This window comes from Williamsia sp. CHRR-6 (genome assembly GCF_018474015.1).
GTDB lineage: Bacteria > Actinomycetota > Actinomycetes > Mycobacteriales > Mycobacteriaceae > Williamsia_A.
Genome location: NZ_JAHCSG010000004.1, coordinates 346,831 through 370,220 on the forward strand (window position 1 = coordinate 346,831; position 23,390 = coordinate 370,220).

Sequence of the window (23,390 nt, forward strand, 5' to 3'; positions counted from 1 at the left end):
TCGAACGGCAGCCGATGTATTCGAGTGACTATCCCCACGAAAGGTTGCCCTCGATGAACATGCGACGAACCGCCACAGCGGCGGCACTGGCGGCCAGTGCCCTTGCCCCCCTCCTGATCTCGGGCGCAGGCACCGCCGCGGCAGCAAGCGACGTCTACTGCTACCGAAACGCCAACAACGACAACGGGACTCGCGTTCACCTGCGGAGCTTCGCCATCGGCGCCCGCAACACCGACATCATCGTGGTCGACGCCACGGCGTATCTCGAGCGTTACGCAGGTGACGGCGTCGGGTATCTCATCACCGGGTCTGGGGTTGACATCGAGGGGCAACCCGTTCGGGCCTCAGCCGGCGATGCGAACGCGATCTGCGCCGCGGTCAGTCAACGCGCCGGCTTCGGCACATACGGGATCGGCACCTTTGGCTGACCCACGGTGAGGGGGCGGCGTCATTCGTCAGCTAGACACCACCTCCAGCATCCCGGGCGCCAGCACGTCGGCCAGGCGTACCCAGGGGATGGTGATGTCGATGCGGCCCAGCGCATATCCGCCCAGCTGATAGTCCAGGAAATGAATCTGCATGCCCTGCGGTGAGGCGGTCCAGTTGGCGAAGTTCTCCTCGCGCGGTTCGATCCCCCCTGCGTTCGTAGCCGACGCCCGCGCGCGTTCGTGGAACCAGCTCGGCGGCGACACCTGACAGGCGGGTGAGCCCAGCGCGCAGATCGGGGAACAGGTCGCTGACGGTGATCGGCCGCGCGGTGTCGGCGTCGACGGTCACCGTCGAGATCAACGTGCCCCCGTGGGCCGGGACCGGGATGGGCACGAAGTACACCAGCAGTTGCGAGCTGATGACACGACGGCCGATGTGCACGGTGAAGTCGCCGGGCTGGTTCTGGGCATCGCCCCGGTCGGCTCGAGTCGGGTCGGTGATGCCCTCGACGGCCGCGCGCATGGACTCGTTGAACTCCCCCGCCACCGCAGGCGAACCCCCGGACACCTGCGGGATGGTGATGTCGTAGGTGATCGACCGGGAGTCACCGCCACGCAGCCGGGTCGGCCGGACCACGTAGGGCAGCCCGGCCTGGGCAGGCGGCGCCGATGAGGCAGCGGTGGAGGCCTCGACACCACGCGGCGCGACACTGCGCGGCACGATGCTGGTCAACGTCAACACGCTGGTCTTCGGGGCGATGCTGCGTGGGGTGCTGTCGGTGGCGCAGCCGGTCGCTGCGAGCAGGAGCAGGCCGACGACAAGCGCAGCACCCGCGCGGGTCGATGTCGTGTTCATCAGACAATTGGACGTCTCGCGAGCGGCGTTGGAAAGGGTGAAAACACTCAGTCGCCCCCACAAAATGTGAAGCCCCCGAGCCGGTTCGGCTCGGGGGCTTCACATCAGGGTGGGCGAAGGGGGACTTGAACCCCCACGTCCCATAAGGACACTGGCACCTGAAGCCAGCGCGTCTGCCATTCCGCCACTCGCCCATGGCGTCCGTGCTGTGGACGGGATCGACGATAACACGCATCACGGCGCCCACTAAATCGGCGACGGCGGCATGTGAGCAGGTCGGAGGCGCACACGTGTGTGACAGGGGTGACGGGTGGGGATCTGATGGCACGACGTCGGTGCGGAATCGCTATCATCAAACGGCACGAGATACACCGCGACACGCTCGAACGATCGGAGAGGAGGTCGTCGGATGGGGATACTGCAACGCATCGAGCGCACGCTCGAGGGAGCGGTCGACGACGGCTTCGCCCGTGTGTTCGGCGGCAAGGTCGCTCCGCAGGAGATCGAGAACGCACTGCAGCGTGAGGCCGAGGACTCCTTGGAAGACCTCGGCGACGGCGCGCTGCTGGCGCCAAACAGTTATGTGGTGGTCGTCAGCGGGACCGATCACGCCGAGATGGCCGCCGAGTACGAGCTCAACCGCAAGGCCTTCTCGAAACATCTGGAACATTTCATCCGCGACAACGGGTGGCAGACATACGGTGATGTGGTCGTCGAGTTCGAGCACAGCCCTACGCTGCACACCGGGCAGTTCCGGGCGCGCGGACACGTCGACCCCGATGCTCGCCCGCGCCCACCTCATGTCGCCAACCGGGCGTCGGCGTTCGCACCGCAGCCCTCATCCACCCACAATGGTCCTCGACCGGATGCGCAAGCAGAAGTAGGAGCCTTTCCGATGACCCAGAACCCAGGACCCGACCCGCGCAGAGGCTATGACCAGGCTCGCGACCGGGGCTACGAGGTCGAACGGGGCCAGGCTCCGGCGGGCTACCCCGACGACCGCGGATACCCGGTGGCCAACGGTTACGACCCGGGCGATCACCAGCGCGGTGGCTACGACCAGGCCGGTGGGTACGCCCGCGATCAGCAGGGCTACGCAGGCGGCGGGTACGACCGCGGTGGCGCCGACTACCAGCGGGGCTACGACCAGCCCGCGGCGTACGGTCGCGAACAGGCGCAGCCGGGATACGGGCGCGAGCCGCACGCCGACTACGACCGCGGCGGGTACCCGCCGCCCCCCGCCGACTACACCTACCCCGAGCAGGGTTACCGCGATCCCGGCTACGCCGGCGGTGCCGGTTACGACCAAGGCGACTACGACCAGGGCGGATACGCCCCCCGCGGCGGCTACGACCAGGGCTACGACCAAGGCGGCTACCCCGCAGGCGGTGGCTACGGCGGTGGCGCAGCGTATGACCAGGGATACGGCGGCGGCACCGCTGCACCCGCCTACGCCCCGGCGTCGATCACCCTGTGCCTTGAGGACGGCAGCAACCGCACCTTCGTGCTGCGCGACGGCTCCAACGTGATCGGTCGCGGCCAGGACGCCCAGTTCCGGCTGCCCGACACCGGCGTCTCGCGGCGCCACGTGGAGATCCGTTGGGATGGCCAGGTGGCCGTGTTGCACGATCTGAACTCCACCAACGGCACCACGGTCAACGACGTGGCCGTGAGCAGCTGGGAACTCGCCGACGGAGACCGCATCCGCGTCGGGCACTCCGACATCACGGTTCGCTTCCAATAGACCCTTCCACCTGCGGGTTCGTCCCGGTGGCCACCGCCGCCGGGACGTTGCCGTGTCAGGGGTCGACCAGGCGACATCAGTAGGTCACGTTCTGATACCGATGGTTATCTGTCGTACCCATAGGATGTGGAGCCAGGAGTTGTCGGATCAGGGAGGTGAGCCACCGTGCAGGGCATCGTGCTGCAGCTGACCCGCGTGGGGTTCCTCCTGCTGTTGTGGCTGTTCGTGTGGGCCATCCTGCGCACCCTGAGTCACGACATCTATGCGGCCAGCGGACAACGACTCACCCCCCGCTACGAGCGTCGTTCCCGGCGCGGCGGCGATCGACCCCGCGGCGCAGCCCGGTACCTGGTGGTCACCCACGGCGCCCTGGCCAACACGCGCATCACCCTGGGCGCCCAACCGGTGTTGGTCGGGCGCGCCGACGACTCCACGCTGGTGCTCACCGACGACTACGCCTCCGAACGCCACGCGCGTATCTCGCGCCGGGGCGACGACTGGTACGTCGAAGATCTCGGCTCCACCAACGGCACCTACCTCGACCGCGCGAAGGTCACCACCGCGGTCAAGGTGCCGCTGGCCACCCCCATCCGCATCGGCAAGACCGTGATCGAGTTGCGCCCGTGACCCTGCTGCTGCGCTACATCGCGCGAAGCGATCGCGGTCTGGTGCGATCGAACAACGAGGACTCGGTCTACGCAGGCGCTCGCCTGTTGGCCTTGGCCGACGGTATGGGTGGACATGCCGCAGGCGAAGTGGCCAGCCAGCTGGTGATCGAGGCGTTGCAGCCGCTGGACGAGGACGAACCCGGCGGCGATCTGCTGAGCAGCCTTGAGACCGCCACCCGCAACGGCAACGCGGCCATCGCCGAGCAGGTGGCCGCCGAACCCGAACTCGACGGCATGGGCACCACTCTGACCGCGATCCTGTTCGCGGGCAACCGGATCGGGCTGTGCCACATCGGTGACTCCCGGGCGTATCTGCTGCGCGATGGGGAGCTGAACCAGATCACCCGCGACGACACCTGGGTACAGACCCTGGTCGAAGAGGGCCGCATCACCGCCGAGCAGGCGCACACACATCCGCAGCGCTCGCTCATCATGCGCGCACTCAACGGCACCGAGGTGGAACCGACGTTGACCGTGCGCGAAGCGCGTGCCGGCGACCGCTACCTGCTGTGTTCGGACGGCCTTTCCGACGTCGTCACCGAGGAGACCATCGCCGACACCCTGGGTTCGGTGGCCGATCACGGGGCCTGCGCGGACCGACTGATCGAGCTGGCGCTACGCGGCGGCGGGCCGGACAACGTGACCGTGGTGGTGGCCGACGTGGTCGACGTCGACTACGGCGACCACGTGCCCATCCGCGGCGGTGCCGCCGGCGACGACCCCGACGCCGAATACACCCCCGACCCGTCCACCGCGGCCGGTCGGGCCGCGGCGCTGCGCCCCCCGCCGGAGACGACCCGACGTCCCGTCGCAGAGCCCGAGGAGCAACAACCGCAGCGCAATCCTCGGCGTAAGTGGCTCTACATCGGTGTCGCACTGTTGTTGGTGGCGTTGGCCGTGGCCGGTGGCTTGGTGGCCCGCGCGGTCATCCGCTCCAACTACTACGTGGGCGAACACAACGGCACGGTGGTGCTCTACCGCGGGATGCAGGGATCGCTGCTGGGGCTGTCGCTGCACTCGGTGAGCCTGACCACCTGCGTCAGCGACCCGAAGGCTGCCACCCCGAGCATCACCTTCGCCGACGCCGATTCGGCGCCCAGATCCTGTGTGCCGCTGTCGGTCTCGGACCTGTCGCAGCCCAGCCAGAACACCGTGCGCGCCAGCAAGCCCAGCGTCCCGCTGAACGAGGCCAAGCAGAACGTGAGCCTGCTGTCACTGCTGCCGCTGTGTGACAACCCCACACCATCCACCGCCACACCACCTCCCGCCACACCACCTCCCGCGATACCGCCGCCCCCAGCACCGCCCGGCGCGCCGCCGGCCACCACCCCGCGGCCCTCGAGCACCACGGCGAGCACGACCGTCTCGTCCACCACGCCCGCACCCAGCGTCGACCGCTTCGACGAGGGTGGTCGAAAGATCTGTCGGGGTCGCTGATGTCGCAATCCGTGTCGTCGGCGATCCATCAGCCCGCCGCTCCCGCCCCGCGCCGGCCCACCGGTCGGTCCACCGAGTTGATGTTGCTGGGGTTGGCTGCGGTGCTGGTGTTCGCGGCGTTGCTCAACGTGGAGGCCGCCCAAGAGCAACAGGTCACCTGGGACCTGCTGAAGTATCTGGCGGCGTTCGTCCTGCTCTACGGGTTCGCCCACCTGATCATCCGCCGGTTCGCCCCCTACGCTGACCCACTGATCCTGCCCTTGGTCGCGGCCCTCAACGGGTTGGGTCTGGTGCTGATCCATCGGCTGGATCTGGGCACCGGGCGCAGCGCCGACTCGCCCACCACCACCGAGCAATCCCACAACGCCGATCAGCAGGTGCTGTGGGCGGTGCTGGGGGTGGTGGTCTTCGCCGCAGTGCTGATCCTGGTGCGCGATCACCGCACCCTGTCCCGCTACAGCTACACCCTGGGCTTGGGCGGCCTGGTGTTCCTGGCCATCCCGGCCATCCTCCCGTCGTCGCTGTCGGAGATCAACGGCTCGAAGAACTGGATCCGCACCCCGCTGTTCAACATCCAGCCCGGCGAGTTCGCCAAGATCGCGATCATCGTCTTCACGGCGTCGCTGCTGGTGTCCAAGCGTGACCTGTTCACCGTCGCCGGGCGACACGTGCTGGGGATGGATCTGCCGCGCGCTCGGGACATGGGTCCCCTGCTGGCGGCCTGGATCATCACCATCGGCATCTTCGCCCTGCAGAACGACCTCGGTGGACCGCTGCTGATCTTCTCCACCATCCTGGCGCTGATGTACGTGGCCACCGGTCGCGTCGGCTGGGTGGTGATCGGGGTGGCGTTGTTCGTGGTGGGCGCGCTGGTGGCCTACCAGCTCTTCGGTCACCTGCAGGTGCGCGTGTCGGTGTGGCGCGACCCGTTCGCCGACTACGACGGCAACGGTTATCAGGTGGCCCAGAGCCTGTTCGGGCTGGCCACCGGTGGACTGTTCGGAACCGGGCTGGGGTCGGGCCGGCCCAACATCGTCCCGTTCGCCAACACCGACTTCATCATCGCCACCATCGGTGAGGAACTGGGTCTGGTGGGACTGACCGCCATCCTGGGGTTGTACGTGACGCTGGTCGCGCGCGGCCTGCGTGCGGGCCTGACCGTGCGTGACAGTTTCGGCAAGCTGCTGGCCACCGGGCTGTCGTTCACCATCGCGGTGCAGTTGTTCGTGGTGGTGGGCGGGGTGACCAAACTGATCCCGCTGACCGGCCTGACCACCCCGTTCATGTCTTATGGCGGGTCGTCCCTGCTGGCCAACTACATCCTGGTGGCCCTGCTGATCCGGGTGTCCAACGCCGCGCGCGAACCCGATGCGGCCAAACGCAAGTCGGTGCCGGTGGCATTGGCACAGACGCAGGTGGTGAAGGGCCTGTGAACGTACCGATCCGGCGGGTGGCCATCGCAGTGATGGTGATGGTGGTGGTGTTGCTGGCCAACGCCACCTATGTGCAGGTGTTCCAGGCCGACAAGCTGCGCAGCGACAGTCGCAACAAGCGGGTGCTGCTCGACGAGTACTCCCGGCAGCGCGGCCTGATCACCGCCGGCCAGGACGTGATCGCCCAATCGGTGCCCACCGAGGACCGATTGAAGTATCTGCGCGTCTACCCCGAGACCGCAGCTGCCGCGTTCGCCCCGGTCACCGGCTTCTACTCGTTCCAGTTCGACAGTGCCGGACTGGAGCAGAGCTACGATTCGCTGCTCAACGGCAACAGCGACAAACTGTTCGGTCAACGGTTCCTCGACATGTTCTCCGGCCGCGATCCGCGCGGAGGCAACGTGGTCACCACCATCCGGCCCGATCTGCAGCGGGTGGCCTACGACGCGATGCGGCGCGGCTGCAACGGTGGCTGCCGCGGTTCGGTGGTGGCGCTGGCCCCCAAGACCGGTGCCATCTTGGCCATGGTGTCCACCCCGTCCTATGACCCCAACAAGCTGGCCAGCCACGATCAGACGGTGCGCGAAGCCAGTTGGGGCACCTGGGTGCGCAGCACCGGAGTCGACGCCGACCAGCCGCTGTTGAACCGCGCCATCAACGCCACCTACCCGCCCGGATCGACGTTCAAGGTGGTCACCACCGCCGCGGCCCTGTCCCAAGGCATCGACCCCGACGCGCAGCGGCTGACCGCGGGTTCGACGATCACGCTGCCCGGGACCACCGTCGGACTGAGCAACTACGGCGGGCAGACCTGCCCCGGGTCGGCCGGCGGCACCGTCACCCTGCGCCAGGCGTTCCAGTACTCGTGCAACACCGCGTTCGTGCAACTGTCGACCGAGAAGATCACCAACCAGATCGACACGTTGACCAGTACGGCGGCCCGGTTCGGGCTCAACGACGACGCACCCGGTATCCCCCTGTCGGTGGCCGACTCCGAGACGGGATCCATCGACGATCTCGCCGCACTGGGTCAGAGTTCGATCGGACAGCGCAACGTGCGGCTGACCCCGCTGCAGAACGCGGTGATCGCGGCCACCGTGGCCAACGGCGGCGTTCGGATGCAGCCGTACCTGGTGGAGAAGCTGCAGGCGCCTGACCTGCGCACTCTGAGCACCACCAACCCGACCACCGTCAACGAGCCCATCTCGGCAGCGGCGGCGGCCACGTTGACCAGCCTGATGGTCGACTCGGAGAAGAACACCACCGGTTCGGGCGGGTCGGTGACGATCGCCTCGAAGACCGGGACGGCCGAACACTCGGCCGACTCGCAGGCCGCCGACACCCCGTACGCCTGGTACATCGCGTTCGGTCCGTCGGCCAACGCGCAGATCGCGGTGGCGGTGATCGTGGAGAACGGGGATCGCGGCGTGCAGTCGACCGGCGGATCCACCGCGGCGCCGATCGGGCGCGCGGTCATCGAGGCGATGGTGGGAGGGTCGCGATGAGTTTGCAGAGTGGGACCACCATCGCCGATCGCTACCGGCTGATGCGACTGATCGCCACCGGGGGTATGGGTCAGGTGTGGGAGGGTCTGGACACTCGTCTCGATCGCCGGGTGGCGGTGAAGGTGCTCAAGTCGGAGTTCTCCGACGACGCCGAGTTCCTCCAGCGGTTCCGCATCGAAGCCCAGACCACCGCGCGCCTGCACGACCCCGGCATCGCGAGCATCTTCGACTACGGCGAGACCCCGGACCGCTCCGGCGGCCCAGCGCTGGCCTACCTGGTGATGGAGTTGGTCAACGGGGAACCGCTCAACGCGGTGTTGGCCCGGATGGGCCGGTTGTCCATTCCCAACGCGTTGGACATGTTGGAGCAGACCGGTCGGGCGTTGCAGGCGGCGCATTCGGCGGGGCTGGTGCATCGCGACGTCAAGCCCGGCAACATCCTCATCACCCCCACCGGCAAGGTGAAGATCACCGACTTCGGCATCGCCAAGGCGGTCGACGCGGCCCCGGTCACCCAGACCGGGATGGTGATGGGTACCGCCCAATACATCTCCCCCGAGCAGGCCCTCGGTGAAGACGCGACGTCGTCGTCGGACGTGTACTCGCTGGGAGTGGTCGGCTACGAGTCGATCTCAGGTCGCCGACCCTTCCTCGGCGACGGCGCCATCACCGTGGCGATGAAGCACATCCGCGACACCCCGCCACCGCTGCCCGGCGATCTACCCGCCGGCATCCGGGAGCTGATCACCATCACCCTGGCCAAGGACCCCGCGCAGCGCTACGCCAACGGCGGCGAGTTCGCCGACGCGGTGGCTGCGGTGCGCGCCGGACGCCGTCCCCCGGCGCCTCGGGGCGCGATGGCGGCCGCACCGCCCCCGACGGGGAGCACCCGCGAGATGTCGGCACCCATCCCGCGCCCGGCCGGACCGCCGCCGCCCACGACCACCAGCCGTCGCCCCATCCCGGCCGCTCCCCTGCCCGACGACGGTCGATGGACCACCGGGCAGAAGGCATTGGCTGCGGTGGCCGGGGTGCTGCTGGTATCCGCGCTGGGCTTGGTGGGATATCTGCTGCTCAGCGGGTCTGGTGGCACAGGTACCTCGCCCACCACGCCGCCACCGGTGATCGAGACGACCGTGGTGACCAAGCAGGCCCCACCGGAGCCCACCACCACGACCACCGAGACCGAGACCACCACCACCACGACGACCACGACGACGACGACGACCACCACCACCACGACCCCGTCGACGACCACCACCACGACTGATCCGTTCGATGGGATACCGGGCATACCGGGCGTCAGCAACCCCTTCGCGCAGCAGAACTACAATAAGAAAGCCCCCCGCGCTCCACGACCGAAGAACGGTGGCTGATGTCGACACCGCGTCACCTGTCCGACCGCTACGAGTTGGGCGAGACTCTCGGCTTCGGCGGCATGTCGGAGGTACACCAGGCGCGCGACGTACGCCTGCACCGTGACGTCGCCATCAAGGTGTTGCGCGCCGACCTCGCCCGCGACCCGAGTTTTTATCTGCGGTTCCGGCGCGAGGCCCAGAACGCGGCGGCGCTGAACCATCCCACCATCGTGTCGGTGTTCGACACCGGGGAGGCCGACACCCCCGAGGGCCCGCTCCCGTTCATCGTGATGGAGTTCGTCGACGGCGAGACGCTGCGCGACGTGCTGCGGTCCCAGGGACACGTTTCCCCCCGCCAGGCAATGACCTGGATGGCGGATGTGGCTGCGGCCCTGGACTTCTCGCATCAGCACGGCATCGTGCACCGTGACATGAAGCCAGCGAACGTGATGATCGACAAGTCCGGTGCGGTGAAGGTGATGGACTTCGGGATCGCGCGAGCGATGTCTGACAGCAGTGCCGCGATGACCCAGACCTCCGCGGTCATCGGCACCGCGCAGTACCTGTCGCCGGAGCAGGCACGTGGCGAGAGCGTGGATGCGCGTAGCGACGTGTACTCGATGGGCTGTGTGCTGTTCGAGTTGCTGACCGGGCAGCCGCCATTCACCGGCGACTCACCGGTCTCGGTGGCTTATCAACACGTGCGCGAAGATCCGCCGATCCCATCGAGCATCCGCCGCGACATCCCGCCGGCGTTGGACTCGATCATCCTCAAGGCGATGAGCAAAAACCCGGCCAACCGATACCAGTCGGCCGGGGAGATGCGCTCAGACCTGATGAAAGTGCTGGCCGGTGGACGCCCCAGCGCCCCCATGCTGCTGTCGGATGACGAACGCACCGCGATCATCGACGCGGTGCCCCGCGCGCGGTCCGCGCGGGTCGGAACGGCGTCGCATCGCCGACTCGACGAGCCCGACGACGAACCACGTTCACCGGTGGTGAAGTACTTGGCCTTCGCGACGGTGGCGGTGCTGGCCATCGCGGCGGTGGCGTTGCTGCTCACCCGCCCCTGGGCCGGTGGCGACGGCGGATCGGTTGCGGTGCCGCAGGTCTCGGGCATGTCAGCAGCGCAGGCGCGCACCACGTTGGAAAACGCCGGCTTCAAGGTCAACCCCCTCAAGATCGCCAGCGACGACGTCGACGTGGACATGCCGATCCGTACGGCGCCTGCCTCGGGGGTGCGCGCAGACAAGGGTTCCCAGGTCACTCTCTACATCTCGAGTGGACCCGAACGCCAAGACCTACCCGATGTCACCGGCAAGACGCCTGAAGAGGCCACCGACGCGCTGAAACAGTTGGGGTTCAGGGAGATCCGTACAGCCACGGTGTCCTCCACCAAGGAACTCAAGGGCAAGGTCACCGGGTTGTCACCGGCCATCGGTACCTCTCAGACCGTGTCGACCGCCATCACCATCCAGGTGGGCGGTGGCCCGAAGAAGGTGGCGGTGCCGTCTCTGACCGGACTCACCCAGGATCAGGCGCAGCAGATGCTCGACGAGTTGAAGCTCAAATTGGTCGCGGTACAGGGTGATTCGGACAAACCGGCGGGAACCATCATCAGCTCGTCGCCACCGGCGGGCACCCAGGTCGACGAGGGCGCGACTGTGCAGGTGACGGTGTCCAAGGCCAACCAGTTCACCATGCCTGATCTGCGCGGCAAGACGGCACTGCAGGCGCAACAGACCCTGACCGCGGCGGGCTGGAAAGAGACCACCCTCACCCAGATCCCGCGCAACGTGGGACTGGGTAGTCCGGACGCCGACCGGGTGATCGATCAGGACCCGGCGTCGGGCACCCTGGTCAACGACGACGCCTCGATCACGATCACCGTGGGACGCACCAGCCTGCTGCCCGGTTAGCCGAGTGCGGCGGCGGCCTGCGCCTCCAACGTGAGCACCAGGTCCTCGTCGACCGGGCGGCCGCAGGTGCGCAGCCAATTCGCCAGCATCCGATGCCCACCCTGGGTGAGGACACTCTCGGGGTGGAACTGGACGCCGTGGATGGGAAGTTCGCGGTGCATCATCGCCATCACGATCCCGCTGTCGGTACGACCGGTCACGATCAGCTCGTCGGGGATGGTCTCGGGCACCACGGTCAACGAGTGGTAGCGGGTGGCCACGAACGGGCTGGGCAGCCCGGCCAGCACCCCGACACCGTCGTGGAAGACCTGAGATGTCTTGCCGTGCAACAACTCCGGGGCACGTTCCACGGTGGCGCCAAACGCTGCCCCGATCGCCTGATGACCCAGGCACACACCGAGCACCGGCACCCCGGCACGGGCGGCCACCGACACCATCGGCATGGTGGCCCCAGCCCGCTGCGGGGTACCCGGGCCTGGGCTGAGCAGGATCGCGTCGAACTGTGCCGCCACGGCGTCGAGGTCGGCCAGCCGGGGATCGTCGTTGCGCCACACCTGCGCGTGCACACCCAGTTGTCCCAGGTACTGGACCAGGTTGTAGACGAAGCTGTCGTAGTTGTCCACGACCAGCACGGCGGGCGTATCGGTGCTCACCGCGCCCACGCTACCGCCGGGGCCGCCCGGTCCTCACATCGGTTTACACAGGTGGGATACCGTGGAGGTTCACGTGTTACGGGCCCACCAGCGAGGAAGTCATGCCGAAGTCGAAAGTCCGGAAGAAGACCGACTACACCATCAACCCGGCCAGCCGTACGCCGGTGAAGGTGAAAGCCGGTCCGTCGAGCACCATCTACGTCAGTGCGATGCTGGGTCTGATGCTGCTGGGCCTGGTCTGGCTACTGGTCTTCTACTTGGGCGCCAACTCGTCGAACCTGGGCGATCCGGGCAAGGCGTTGCACTGGATGAGCCAGCTCGGAGCGTGGAACTTCCTGATCGGATTCGGCTTCATGATCGCCGGTCTGCTGATGACGATGCGGTGGCGGTGACCACCAGCGACGGTGGGAATCACATCGATGTAATTCATCCACATTGGGGATAAACCCTGTGGACAACTCGACGGCATGGTCCACACCAGCGCCGATGGCGGTCGCACTACTGGGTGCCGGTGTGGTGTTGACCGGGGCGGCCGCACTCTCCGGTGCCGATCCGGCCGGTGTGGTGATCATGGGGCTCGCCGGTCTGCTGTTGCTGGGGATGGGCGCAGCGGGTCTGTACGTGCGCCCCCGGCTCGCGATTGTCGACGAGGGCCTGGCTCTGCGCAGCCTGCGCGGGACGCGGGTGTACACGATCGGTGAGATCGTGCGGATTCGCGTGGTCAGCTTTCCCCGGTTCGGGCGTTCGGTGCCGTCGTTGGAGATCGACGTGGTCGAGCCGGACACCCCCGACGATGAACGCCTGCTGGTCCTCGGTCGCTGGGACCTAGGCGCCCACCCGCTGGCCGTGGCCGACGCCCTGCGCGGCGCCGGCTTTCCCGTCGCCGATCCCCGCCGCAGCTGAGAACTGCCGCCGGGTCCACTCTCACGGGGCGAGAAGCAAGAACCCCGGGCACCACGACGCCGGCACCGTAGGGGACTTCTCAGCTGAGGACGGCCAGACCCAGTGCCAACACGATCAACAACCCCACGGCGATCCACCCGATGGTGTTCACCGACGGCGCGCGACGTTTGTCCGAGGACAACAGCAGCGAGGGCAGCACGACGATCCCAGCGGTAGCCGCCGCCCCGAACGCGAGACCACCCAGATGGGCCCACAGCGAGATGCCCGGGATGGTGACCGTGATGACCAGGTTGATGACGATGGTCCCGATGATGCCGCCGGGTGGGATCTTGGCGCGCAACACCACGATCAACAGCCCGCCCAACACCCCGTAGATGGCGCCGGACGCACCGGCGGTGGCCGAGTTGGGTGAGAACAACAGGACCGCAGCACTGCCGCCGAGCAGCGACGCGACGTAGACCCCCACATAGCGCGCGGTGCCCAGCGCACGCTCGAGGTCACGCCCGAGGATGTAGAGGGTGAACATGTTCAGACCCACGTGGATCACCGAGAAGTGCAGGAATCCCGAGGTGAACAGACGCCAGTACTCGCCGTCGTGGACCAACGGCCCGAACAGGACGCCGTCGTAGAAGACCCGCGAGTCGTTGGGGTTCAGGTTGCCGCCGGTGCGCGCCTGTATCGCGGTGATGGCGAAGACCACCAGGTTGATCGCGATGATGACGTAGGTCGCCAACGGCCGGCGAGCGCCGAGTTGCTGCACACGCGGGGTGCGCGCGGCTGCCGCGCCTACGCAGTCCAGACAGTGCTGACCGACGGCGGCCGGGCGCAGACACTCCGGACACGCCGATCGCCCGCAGCGGGTGCACTGCAATCCGGTGGGGCGATCGGGGTGTCGGTAACAAACCATCGGCGGCGCACCGCCGGGCGCCGGCTGATACGGGTTCAGCTGATCTCGATCTTCTCGATGATCACGTCGTCGAGGGGTCGATCCCGGTGGTCGGTCGGGGTGGTGGCGATCTTGTCGACCACAGCCTTGGAGTCGGCATCAGCGACCACACCGAAGATGGTGTGCTTGCGGTTGAGGTGCGGGGTCTTGGTGACGGTGATGAAGAACTGCGAACCGTTGGTTCCAGGTCCGGCGTTGGCCATGGCCAGCAGGTAGGGCTGATCGAACTGCAGCTCCGGGTGGAACTCGTCGCCGAACTGATACCCCGGGCCGCCGGTACCGGTGCCGGTCGGGTCGCCGCCCTGCAGCATGAACCCGTCGATCACCCGATGGAAGACAGCGCCGTCATAGAACGGGCCACTGTTGCCGCCGGAGGCGTTGAGCGTCGAGTACTCCTTGGATCCGGTGGCCAGTCCGGTGAAGTTCTCCACCGTCTTGGGGGCGTGGTTGCCGAAGAGGTCGATCACGATGTCACCGACATTGGTGTGCAGCGTTGCGGTTGCGGTTTTCGATGGTGTGCTCACGTCCCCATGGTGCCATGTGGTCGTCACCGGACAGGCACGACTCCGATGGCGGCCACCGCAGCCACCCGCACCACCGAGCTGGAGAACATCACCGAGCCGCTGCCCGGGTTGGTGATCCGCTCCCCGAGGAAACGGCCGTCGGTGTCGGAGAAGATCAGCCCGATCGAGCCGAGCCGCGGATCACTGATCTGTAGGGCGGTTCCAGGTCGACCCGCCGCGTCGGTGACCCCGCGGACCACCGTCAGCCCGGAGATCTCCTTGGCCGCGGTGAACAAGGTGTCCTGTTTGTCTGCCGGCAGGATCTCGGCGAGCTCACGCACCTGCTCCCACGCGGCGACGTCGGAGGTGGTGCCGTTCTTGCTGATGTCAGCGCGGGTGCGGGGGTCGTTGCGGATGTCGGTGATCAGGGTCTGTGGATCGTCGGTGAGCCCCTGCAGCGCCAGATACGAGCGGTCGGTCAGTGCGACCGGTGACGTGGCGGCGGTGACGGGCAGGGTGCGGGTGCCGTCGAAGGCACTGGGCGCACCCGTGGTGGTGGTGACAACCCGACCGGGTTGCGATCCGTCCGCGCGTTGCCAGCTCCGTTCGGTGAGGACGGTCAGGCCGTTCTGTCGAACGACCTCCCGGTAGATCCACCCAGTCGGGGCCACCTGCAGCGGCGGCAGCTTCTGCGCCGAGGAGCCCGCGCGCTGAAGGATGGTGGCGGCGTCGGCGGTGGGTGTCGTGGTCGATGATCCGAGCAGACCGGTGACCCCGAATGCGCCGGCGGCCGCGACGACCACTGCGGCGGCAGCCACCGCCACCCGACCTCGGGTGAACACGGTGCCCGACCGGCGGGTCGCCCGCGGTGTGCTCGCCCCGAAGACCTGGCCATGGATGGCGGCATAGGAGCTCATCGGCATGTCCGGTACATCGTCACGAAAGTGCTTCAGGGTCGCAAGGATGTCGGTGTCGTGGTTGGTCATGAGTTCTTCTCCTCGTATGAGCGTAGGAAGGTACGAGCTTGGTGAATACGTGAACGCACATGCGCCACAGTGGAATCGAGGGCAACAGCGGTCTGTTCGTAGGTGAGTTCCTCCCACGCGGTGAGCAGCAGCGCGTCACGGTCGAAGTCGCAGAGCTGGGCAAGTGCACCGGCCACGATGCGGGTGCGTCGGTCGGCGAGGTCGCGCTCGATGACCGCTCGCTCGGGGCCTTCGACCTCGGTCGGGTCGGCCCCGCGTTCGGCCAGGCTCCGGTAGCCGGTGATCTCGCGCCGACGGTGGCGGGCCAGGGTGTGTCCGGCGATGCCATAGAGCCACGGCCGAATCCCGTCGTCGGATCCGCGAAAGGAGCCGAATCCGGCCAGCGCGGCGGTGAACGTCTCGGCGGTCAGATCGTCGGCCAGGTCCGGGCCGGCTCGACGGGAGAGGTATCGGTGGATGGCTCGGGCGTGAGCGGTGTACGCGGCTGCGATGGCCTCACGAGCTCGCGCACTGTCGGGGGGCACGGGTGTGATCCTGCCGTTGATGATGGACACGTCAGGTACTAGTCACCGGCGCCGCTCCAGTTGAGCGTCTCGTGGTGTGACTCGTGTCACTGTTGCCTCACCTGGCAGAGTGGAGGCGAAAGACCGGCATGCTGGCGGTCGACACCTTTCCGGCGAGAAGAGGCGAGCAGATGGCAAGCACGACACAGGTCGAGTCCCAGGTACAGCCCGGGGTGGCCACAGTGGTGAAGCGACGGGCCAAGCGGTCCTTCATCGCGGTGCTGCTCGGCTACTTCGCGCCGTGGACCACGCCGTGGCGAGTGTTGTGGCGGCGCCTTCGCTCGTCGAAGGACAACTCACCGGTGCGTGACGTGGTCGAGGAGATCGGCACCCCCACGTGGTTCCCCTTCGGTACAAAGCGCTCCACCAGCACACGCAGCTCGAAGTCCAAGCACACCGCACGACCCACCCACACCGTTCTCGGCGACTTCGACGTCGCCGACATCAACAAGGCAGCGGCGGAGGTGGTCGAGTCGGCCGCCGAGGCAGGCAAAGCTGCCGCACACGCCACGACAGCAGCGGTGCGGCGGATCGACCGGAAGAAGGTGGCGATCGTCGTGGTTGTGTCCGGCGCGGTCGTCGCGGTCATCGCTGCGGTGCGCATCCAGCAGTCGCGCAGCACGCCGCCGCCGGTGGCCGCGGCTCCGCCGCGCGTGGAGGACGTACCCACCTAGAGCGGTAGCTTGTAGGGCGTGTATCCCGACGAACGACCCGAGGACCGACGTGGGCCCCGCCCGCCGAGCGGGCCCGCCGGCCCCGGTGCTCGTGGGGTGCCCCCGCGTCCACCGCAGGGCCCAGCGCCTCGCCCGGCTCCGCCACGTCAGGGCGCGCCGGCTCGACCGGGCCCCGCACCCCGGTCGGCCCCACCTGTCCCGCCGGCACCCCGGCCGAACCGTCCACAGCCTGCCGCGCAGACTGTGCGCCACCACGACCTACCCACGCGGGCCCATCCCCCCGAGGTGCTCAGTGGTCCCGCCGCGCACGCGAACGCCGCATATTCGCTGTCCCCGGAGCGGGATTCGATTTTCAGCGAGACCCGTGACGCATACGGCGGCCATGACGACACGATCGACGATTCGGATCAGGACCCGGTGAACAGCTCTGCGCCCAACACGACCAACATCCTGGCGATCGTGTCGCTGGTGCTGTCCTTCTTGGGGATCACGTCACTGTTCGGGGTGATCTGCGCCCACGTGGCCCGCCGCCAGATCCAACAGAGTCGCGAACAGGGACGCTCGTTGACCACGGCGGCGCTGTGGATCGGCTATTTCTATCTGGCCACGCTCACACTGTGCCTGGGCGTGTACCTGGCGATCGCAGGTCAAGGGAACTGAGCTGATCGCAACGAAAAGATTGTGGAGCCTAGGAGATTCGAACTCCTGACATCTGCCTTGCAAAGGCAGCGCTCTACCAACTGAGCTAAGGCCCCGTGCCAGCGTCGTCCTGGCGAGGCGGGAGGCTGTGCCACGAGGACGTGGACTGCCGGTTTCGGATCGCGATCAGCACGCCGACCACGGCAACCACCATCACGATCTTTCCCACGTGGGCCTAGGAGGACTTGAACCTCCGACCTCTTCGTTATCAGCGAAGCGCTCTAACCGCCTGAGCTATAGGCCCGTGAACCGAAGCGAGGTTACCGGATCGGCGGCCTCGGACACAAAACGGGTGATCTCAATCCCGGTCGGCCAGGGTCACTTCCACCCCACCGACGAGGTCGGCACTCATGTTGTAGATGAACGCACCGACGGTGGTCAGCGCGGTGAACACGATGACGTACACCGCGCCGATCAACGCCGAGATGCCGAACACCCCACCGGCGGTCACCTCGAAGGAGTTGGTGGTGGTCGTGTCGCTGGAGGTCACCGTGCGAAACGAGCTGTTGACCGAGTCCCAGACGCCCATGCCGTCGAGCACCACGTACAACACCCCGGTGGCGATCATCCAGATGAGGAACAGCGCGATAGCCAGCACCGCAGAGATCTTGAAGGTCGACCAGGGGTCGATTCGGCGCAGCTGCACCGAGGCGCGCAGCGGACCCCGAGCCCCGCCTGCGGCTACGGCCTCCACCGCGCGGGTGGGTGCCGACTGCACCGCCGCAGGCGCAGCCTGCGGCGCATACCCGGGCAGCGGAGCCTGATCGGGTGCGGCGGGGGTAGGACCGGGTGCCGCGGGCGCATAGGCGCCAGGGTGGTGAATCGCGTCGAGATCGGGCAGATCATCGGGGATGTCACTGCGATCGATGTTGCGGGTCGGACCGTCGATCACCTTGCCCACCAGGGAGTTACGCCCGTTGGCGGTGGCCGCGGGTGGACGTGCACCCAGCCGACCCTCGGAGTCGACCTTGGCGATGGGCACCTTGGTGGTGGGAGCGGTGGCCGACGGGATCGACGGGGTCGGTGCACCCGGCGCCTTGGTGCCGGTCACCAGCGGACGCGTCGGCTCGGCGGCGGGGTTGTTGGGCTCGACCCCCGGCGCAGGGCTGCCCGTGTTGGGCAACGTCGCTCCCACCCGCTGCCAGGGCGGCTTCCCGCCCGCGCCACCGGCTTCTGACGCAGCCGACTCGGTCGTGGTGTCGGTCGACTCGGTGACCTCGGCAGCATCAGCCGACGGCTCGTCGGCACCGTGTGGACTGGCACCGTTCTGGCCGGCACCGTTCTGGGCAGCTCGATCGGCGACTGCGGAGGCCTGTGACTCCTGGGGTGTGCTCACCTGCGTTCCTTCACCTCAATGGACGCACCCGCACCCACCGGCTCAACTGCCGGCATCGGATCCGCCCTCGGACTCGTCTGGCTCATCAGCATTCCGAGCAATAGCCAAAAGAGTAGTTCCTTCGTCGAGGTTCATCAGGCGGACGCCCTTGGTCTGGCGTCCAGCCTTACGCACCTGCTTGGCCAGCGTACGGATCACGCCGCCGCCGGAGGTGATGGCATAGAGCTCCGCGGTGTCGTCGACGATCAGGGCACCGACCAGTGCGCCGCGACGAGTGTCGTACTGGATGGTCAACACACCCTTGCCACCACGGCCCTGCACCGGGTAGTCCTCCATCGCGGTGCGTTTGGCGTATCCACCCGAGGTGGCCACCAGCAGGTAGGTGCCGTCGGCGACCACGTTCAACGACAGCAACTCGTCGTCGTCGTTGAACCGCATGCCCTGCACACCCGAGGTCTGACGACCCATCGGACGCAGCGCCTCGTCGGTGGCACTGAACCGGATGGACTGTCCACGCTTGGACACCAGCAACAGATCGTGCTCGGCGCTGCACAATTGCGCGCCGACCAGTTCATCCTCACCGCGCAGGTTGATCGCGATGATGCCCCCGGATCGAGCCGAGTCGAAGTCGGTCAACCTCGATTTCTTCACCAGACCCGCTCGCGTGGCCAGCACCAGATACGGCGCGTCCTCATAGCTCTTGATCTGGATGACCTGGGCGATACGTTCCTCAGGCTGGAAGGCCAGCAGGTTCGCCACGTGTTGGCCGCGAGCGGTGCGGTTGGCCTCGGGCAGCTCGTAGGCCTTGGCCCGATAGACCCGGCCCTTGGTGGTGAAGAACAGGATCCAGTCGTGGGTGGAACACACGAAGAAGTGCGCCACGATGTCGTCCTGTTTCAGGCCCGCACCCTGCACACCCTTGCCGCCACGCTTTTGACTGCGGTAGAGGTCGGTCTTGGTGCGTTTGGCATACCCGGTTTCGGTGATGGTGACGACCACGTCTTCCCGAGCGATGAGGTCCTCGTCGCTGACATCGCCGTCGGCGGCGATGATGCGGGTGCGGCGTTCGTCACCGAACTTCTCCACCACCTCTTTCAGCTCGTCGCGCACGATGGCACGCTGACGCTCCGGCTTGGCCAGGATGTCCTTGTAGTCGGCGATCTCGAGCTCGATCTCGGCGAGTTCGTCGATGATCTTCTGCCGCTCCAGCGCCGAGAGCCGACGCAACTGCATCGCGAGGATGGCATCGGCCTGGATCTCGTCGATGTCGAGCAACCCGATGAGGCCGCTGCGCGCTTCCTCGGTGTTGGCCGACCGCCGGATCAACGCGATCACCTCGTCGAGGGCGTCGAGGGCCTTGACCAGACCACGCAGGATGTGGGCCCGCTCCTCGGCCTTGCGCAACCGGTATCGGGTCCGGCGCACGATGACGTCGATCTGGTGCTCGACGTAATGACGGATCATCTGGTCCAAGCGCAGGGTGCGCGGCACTCCGTCGACGATGGAGAGCATGTTGGCACCGAAGCTGGTCTGCAGCTGGCTGTGCTTGTACAGGTTGTTGATGACGACCTTGGCCACCGCGTCGCGCTTGAGGGTCACCACGATCCGCATACCCACGCGATCGGAGGACTGGTCTTCGATCTTGCTGATGCCCTTGAGTTTGCCGTCGTTGACCTGCTCGGCGATCGATAGGATCATGTTGTCCGGATTCACCTGGTACGGCAGCTCGGTGATCACCAGTGTCGTTGCGCCGGTGCGAGATTCCTCAACCTCCAGCACACCGCGCATGCGGATGCTGCCACGGCCGGTGGTGTAGGCGTCGGTGATGCCCTGACTGCCCACGATGAGACCGGCGGTCGGGAAATCGGGGCCCTTGACGCGCTCCAGACACGCGGCCAGCGTCGTCTCTTCGTCGGCGTCGTAGTTCTCCAACGCCCAGAACACCGCGTCGGCCACCTCGTTGAGGTTGTGCGGGGGGATGTTGGTGGCCATACCCACGGCGATACCGCCGGAGCCGTTCATCAACAGGTTGGGGATACGGCTGGGCAGCACCGTCGGCTCGAGGGTCTTGCCGTCGTAGTTCGGCGTGAAATCGACGGTGTCCTCGTCGATGTCGCGCAACATCTCCATCGCCAGCGGCGTGAGACGCGCCTCGGTGTAGCGCATCGCGGCGGCGCCATCGTTCCCGCGCGAACCGAAGTTCCCCTGACCGTCGACGAGCGGATACCGCATCGACCAGGGCTGCGCCAGCCGCACCAGGGCGTCATAGATGGCGGTGTCGCCGTGGGGGTGGTAGTTGCCCATCGTCTCGGCCACCGGTTTTGCCGACTTGACGTAGCTGCGGTCGGGCCGGAATCCGGCGTCGTGCATTGCGTAGAGCAGACGGCGGTGCACCGGCTTGAGGCCGTCGCGGACCTCGGGCAGTGCGCGACCCACGATCACGCTCATCGCGTAGTCGATGTAGCTGCGCTGCATCTCCTGCTGGATGTCGACCGGCTCGATCCGGTCGCCACCAGAACCGTCGGTGGTGCCGCCAGGAGGCAGCGTGGTGTCAGTCATCAGATCACTTTCGTTGTACGGGGCCGTGTTTCACGTGAAACGAACTGCCACCATCAGACGTCGAGGAAACGCACATCCTTGGCGTTGCGGGCGATGAAGCTGCGCCGCGCCACCACGTCCTCCCCCATCAGGACACTGAACAGTTCGTCTGCCGCGGCGGCGTCGTCGAGGGTGACCTGACGCAACACCCGCACCGCCGGATCCATCGTGGTCTCCCACAGTTCTTTCGCGTTCATCTCACCGAGACCCTTGTAGCGCTGGATGCCGTCGTCGGTGTTGATCTTCTTGCCGGCGGCCTTGCCCGCCTCCAGCAGTCCGTCCCGTTCACGGTCGGAGTAGGCGAACTCCGGTGCCGCACCCTTCTGCCACTTCAGCTTGTACAGCGGGGGCTGCGCGAGATAGACGTGGCCGTGCTCGACCAGTGGTCGCATGAACCGGAACAACAGGGTGAGCAGCAGCGTAGAGATGTGCTGACCGTCCACGTCGGCGTCGGCCATCAACACGATCTTGTGGTAGCGCAGTTTGGCGATGTCGAACTCGTCGTGGATGCCGGTGCCGAACGCGGTGATGATCGACTGGACCTCAGAGTTCTTCAGCACCCGGTCGATGCGGGCCTTCTCCACGTTGATGATCTTGCCGCGGATGGGCAGGATCGCCTGATACATCGAGTCACGGCCCGATTTGGCACTGCCGCCGGCCGAGTCACCCTCCACGATGTAGACCTCGCACTTGGCGGGATCGTTGCTGCGGCAATCGGCGAGCTTGCCCGGTAGACCACCGATGTCGGTGGCGCTCTTGCGCCGCACCAGCTCTCGCGCTTTACGCGCGGCCAGGCGTGCCTGGGCCGAGCCAACCGCCTTGTTGATGATCACCTTGGCCTCGGCCGGGTTGGACTCCAGCCAGTGCGACAGGTGCTCGTTGGCCACCTTTTGCACGAAGGTCTTCACCTCGGAGTTGCCCAGCTTGGTCTTGGTCTGTCCTTCGAACTGGGGGTCACCCACCTTCACCGAGATGACCGCAGCCAGACCCTCGCGGATGTCGTCGCCGGTGAGCTTGCCGTCCTTCTCCTTGAGCAACTTCTTGTCGATGGCGTACTTGTTGACCGTCGAGGTGAGCGCGGAGCGAAACCCCTCCTCATGGGTGCCGCCCTCATGGGTGTTGATCGTGTTGGCGAAGGTGTGCACCGATTCGGAGTAGCCCTCGTTCCACTGCATGGCCACCTCCACCTCGTGGCCGGTGCCCTTGGCACTGAAGCCGACAATGGAGGAATGGATCGCCTTACGTGACCGATTCAGGTGAGCGACATAGTCTTCCAGCCCACCGGGATAGTGATAGGTGCGGGTGCGCGGCTTACCCGACTCCTTCTCCACCGCCGGGACGTCGGCCGCCACGTCCTCGTCGTCGTGGCGCTTGACGATCTCGGCGGTCTCGACATCCTCGGAGTCGTTGACCACTTTGGGCCGCTGATCGGTGAGGTGGATGGTGAGTCCCTTGTTGAGGAACGCCATCTCCTGCAGCCGCCGCGAGATGGTTTCGAAGTTGTAGTCGGTGGTCTCGAAGATCTCACCATCGGCCCAGAACCGGGTGGTGGTGCCGGTCTTGCGTGACGCGGCGCCTTTGATCAGCTCGCCGGGCTTGGCGTAGTCGTACGTCTGTGTCCAGTGCGAACCGTCTCGGTCGATCTCGAGCTCGACTTTGGTCGAAAGCGCGTTGACCACCGAGATACCCACACCGTGCAGACCACCAGACACCGCGTAGGAGTCGGAGTCGAACTTGCCGCCGGCGTGCAGCTGGGTCATGACGACCTCGACGGTGGGGACACCGGTGGCGTGCATCTCGACCGGAATGCCACGGCCGTCATCGCGGACCTCGACGCCACCGTCGGCGAGCAACGTCACCGACACTTCACTGGCGTATCCCGCCATGGCCTCGTCGACAGAGTTGTCCACGACCTCCCAGATCAGGTGGTGCAGACCGCGTTCGCTGGTCGACCCGATGTACATGCCGGGGCGCTTGCGTACCGCTTCGAGGCCCTCGAGGATGCTGATGGATTCCGCACCGTAGTTCCCGGGTTTTTTCGCCGAGGCTCGGGTGGCCTTCTTCGCGGTGGTCGGGGTGTCGTTGCTGCTGTCGCTGTCGGCCACGAGTGGTGTCCGCTCCTTCGCCTTGCCGGGGATGGTCCATCGCCCCTCTCGAGGCACGCCTTCCATACTACTGCCT

Annotated in this window: 22 protein-coding genes and 3 tRNA genes; 13 read left to right on the forward strand and 12 right to left on the reverse strand. The window is 66.8% G+C overall.

Going from position 1 to position 23,390, the window contains the following annotated elements:
- Positions 1–53: 53 nt before the first annotated feature.
- Positions 54–428: a hypothetical protein gene (locus KIK15_RS13120; protein ID WP_214245148.1), complete on the forward strand. Its 375-nt coding sequence runs from the start codon at positions 54–56 to the stop codon at positions 426–428.
- A gap of 27 nt (positions 429–455) precedes the next feature.
- Here KIK15_RS13120 and KIK15_RS18915 read toward each other — a convergent pair whose 3' ends face one another.
- Positions 456–581, reverse strand: a complete 126-nt coding sequence (locus tag KIK15_RS18915; protein WP_374222856.1) for a hypothetical protein — start codon at positions 579–581, stop codon at positions 456–458.
- Positions 582–742: 161 nt separating this feature from the next.
- On the opposite strand from KIK15_RS18915, the gene KIK15_RS18920 reads away from it, so the two are divergent.
- Positions 743–1,018 (forward strand): hypothetical protein, encoded by a 276-nt coding sequence (locus KIK15_RS18920; RefSeq protein WP_214245150.1) that lies wholly within the window; start codon positions 743–745, stop codon positions 1,016–1,018.
- Positions 1,019–1,394: 376 nt separating this feature from the next.
- On the opposite strand, the gene KIK15_RS13135 is transcribed toward KIK15_RS18920, so the two are convergent.
- A tRNA-Leu gene (locus tag KIK15_RS13135) sits at positions 1,395–1,478 on the reverse strand.
- Positions 1,479–1,693: 215 nt separating this feature from the next.
- Here KIK15_RS13135 and KIK15_RS13140 point away from each other — a divergent pair.
- The 7 genes from KIK15_RS13140 (at position 1,694) to pknB (ending at position 11,348) form a co-directional block, all read left to right on the forward strand.
- On the forward strand, positions 1,694–3,028 hold the full coding sequence (locus tag KIK15_RS13140; protein ID WP_214245151.1) for an FhaA domain-containing protein: 1,335 nt from the start codon (positions 1,694–1,696) through the stop codon (positions 3,026–3,028).
- A gap of 165 nt (positions 3,029–3,193) precedes the next feature.
- A complete protein-coding gene (locus tag KIK15_RS13145) occupies positions 3,194–3,655 on the forward strand; it encodes an FHA domain-containing protein (RefSeq protein WP_214245152.1) in 462 nt (153 codons plus the stop codon).
- On the forward strand, positions 3,652–5,133 hold the full coding sequence (locus KIK15_RS13150) for a PP2C family serine/threonine-protein phosphatase (RefSeq protein WP_214245153.1): 1,482 nt from the start codon (positions 3,652–3,654) through the stop codon (positions 5,131–5,133). Before KIK15_RS13145 ends, KIK15_RS13150 begins: the two co-directional genes overlap by 4 nt.
- Positions 5,133–6,566: an FtsW/RodA/SpoVE family cell cycle protein gene (locus tag KIK15_RS13155; protein ID WP_214245154.1), complete on the forward strand. Its 1,434-nt coding sequence runs from the start codon at positions 5,133–5,135 to the stop codon at positions 6,564–6,566. Before KIK15_RS13150 ends, KIK15_RS13155 begins: the two co-directional genes overlap by 1 nt.
- A complete protein-coding gene (locus tag KIK15_RS13160) occupies positions 6,563–8,071 on the forward strand; it encodes a penicillin-binding transpeptidase domain-containing protein (protein WP_214245155.1) in 1,509 nt (502 codons plus the stop codon). The genes KIK15_RS13155 and KIK15_RS13160 overlap by 4 nt, the downstream gene beginning before the upstream one ends.
- Positions 8,068–9,447, forward strand: coding sequence for a protein kinase (locus tag KIK15_RS13165; RefSeq protein ID WP_214245156.1), 1,380 nt, complete (start codon positions 8,068–8,070; stop codon positions 9,445–9,447). The genes KIK15_RS13160 and KIK15_RS13165 overlap by 4 nt, the downstream gene beginning before the upstream one ends.
- The gene (pknB, locus tag KIK15_RS13170; RefSeq protein WP_214245157.1) at positions 9,447–11,348 is read left to right on the forward strand and encodes a Stk1 family PASTA domain-containing Ser/Thr kinase; all 1,902 of its coding nucleotides are present in this window, start codon (positions 9,447–9,449) and stop codon (positions 11,346–11,348) included. The genes KIK15_RS13165 and pknB overlap by 1 nt, the downstream gene beginning before the upstream one ends.
- On the opposite strand, the gene KIK15_RS13175 is transcribed toward pknB, so the two are convergent.
- Entirely contained in the window at positions 11,345–12,001 is a 657-nt protein-coding gene (locus KIK15_RS13175) for an aminodeoxychorismate/anthranilate synthase component II (protein ID WP_214245158.1), read from the reverse strand. The genes pknB and KIK15_RS13175 overlap by 4 nt on opposite strands.
- 101 nt (positions 12,002–12,102) lie before the next feature.
- Between KIK15_RS13175 and crgA the strand changes: the two genes are divergently transcribed.
- The gene (crgA, locus tag KIK15_RS13180; RefSeq protein WP_214245159.1) at positions 12,103–12,393 is read left to right on the forward strand and encodes a cell division protein CrgA; all 291 of its coding nucleotides are present in this window, start codon (positions 12,103–12,105) and stop codon (positions 12,391–12,393) included.
- A 94-nt stretch (positions 12,394–12,487) separates the two neighbouring features.
- Positions 12,488–12,904, forward strand: coding sequence for a PH domain-containing protein (locus KIK15_RS13185; RefSeq protein ID WP_214245160.1), 417 nt, complete (start codon positions 12,488–12,490; stop codon positions 12,902–12,904).
- Positions 12,905–12,983: 79 nt separating this feature from the next.
- On the opposite strand, the gene KIK15_RS13190 is transcribed toward KIK15_RS13185, so the two are convergent.
- Genes KIK15_RS13190 through KIK15_RS13205 form a run of 4 tightly spaced genes read right to left on the reverse strand, consistent with a single transcriptional unit; the run spans position 12,984 to position 15,863 of the window.
- On the reverse strand, positions 12,984–13,811 hold the full coding sequence (locus tag KIK15_RS13190; protein WP_214245161.1) for a rhomboid family intramembrane serine protease: 828 nt from the start codon (positions 13,809–13,811) through the stop codon (positions 12,984–12,986).
- Between the two features lie 35 nt (positions 13,812–13,846).
- Positions 13,847–14,374, reverse strand: coding sequence for a peptidylprolyl isomerase (locus KIK15_RS13195; RefSeq protein WP_214245162.1), 528 nt, complete (start codon positions 14,372–14,374; stop codon positions 13,847–13,849).
- Between the two features lie 23 nt (positions 14,375–14,397).
- The gene (locus KIK15_RS13200; RefSeq protein ID WP_214245163.1) at positions 14,398–15,339 is read right to left on the reverse strand and encodes a hypothetical protein; all 942 of its coding nucleotides are present in this window, start codon (positions 15,337–15,339) and stop codon (positions 14,398–14,400) included.
- Entirely contained in the window at positions 15,336–15,863 is a 528-nt protein-coding gene (locus KIK15_RS13205) for an RNA polymerase sigma factor (RefSeq protein ID WP_214245164.1), read from the reverse strand. Before KIK15_RS13205 ends, KIK15_RS13200 begins: the two co-directional genes overlap by 4 nt.
- A 170-nt stretch (positions 15,864–16,033) precedes the next feature.
- On the opposite strand from KIK15_RS13205, the gene KIK15_RS13210 reads away from it, so the two are divergent.
- Positions 16,034–16,576: a hypothetical protein gene (locus tag KIK15_RS13210; protein WP_214245165.1), complete on the forward strand. Its 543-nt coding sequence runs from the start codon at positions 16,034–16,036 to the stop codon at positions 16,574–16,576.
- 285 nt (positions 16,577–16,861) lie between these two features.
- Positions 16,862–17,236 (forward strand): DUF4190 domain-containing protein, encoded by a 375-nt coding sequence (locus KIK15_RS18780; RefSeq protein WP_214245166.1) that lies wholly within the window; start codon positions 16,862–16,864, stop codon positions 17,234–17,236.
- A gap of 22 nt (positions 17,237–17,258) precedes the next feature.
- Here KIK15_RS18780 and KIK15_RS13220 read toward each other — a convergent pair.
- The 5 genes from KIK15_RS13220 to gyrB all read right to left on the reverse strand — a co-directional run bounded on the left by KIK15_RS13220 (position 17,259) and on the right by gyrB (position 23,314).
- Positions 17,259–17,331 (reverse strand) — tRNA-Ala (locus tag KIK15_RS13220).
- A gap of 114 nt (positions 17,332–17,445) precedes the next feature.
- A tRNA-Ile gene (locus KIK15_RS13225) sits at positions 17,446–17,519 on the reverse strand.
- Positions 17,520–17,573: 54 nt separating this feature from the next.
- Positions 17,574–18,611 (reverse strand): DUF3566 domain-containing protein, encoded by a 1,038-nt coding sequence (locus KIK15_RS13230; protein WP_214245167.1) that lies wholly within the window; start codon positions 18,609–18,611, stop codon positions 17,574–17,576.
- A 42-nt stretch (positions 18,612–18,653) separates the two neighbouring features.
- Positions 18,654–21,170, reverse strand: coding sequence for a DNA gyrase subunit A (gene gyrA, locus KIK15_RS13235; protein WP_214245168.1), 2,517 nt, complete (start codon positions 21,168–21,170; stop codon positions 18,654–18,656).
- Positions 21,171–21,223: 53 nt separating this feature from the next.
- Positions 21,224–23,314 (reverse strand): DNA topoisomerase (ATP-hydrolyzing) subunit B, encoded by a 2,091-nt coding sequence (gene gyrB / locus KIK15_RS13240; protein ID WP_307851893.1) that lies wholly within the window; start codon positions 23,312–23,314, stop codon positions 21,224–21,226.
- Between the last annotated feature and the right edge of the window lie 76 nt (positions 23,315–23,390).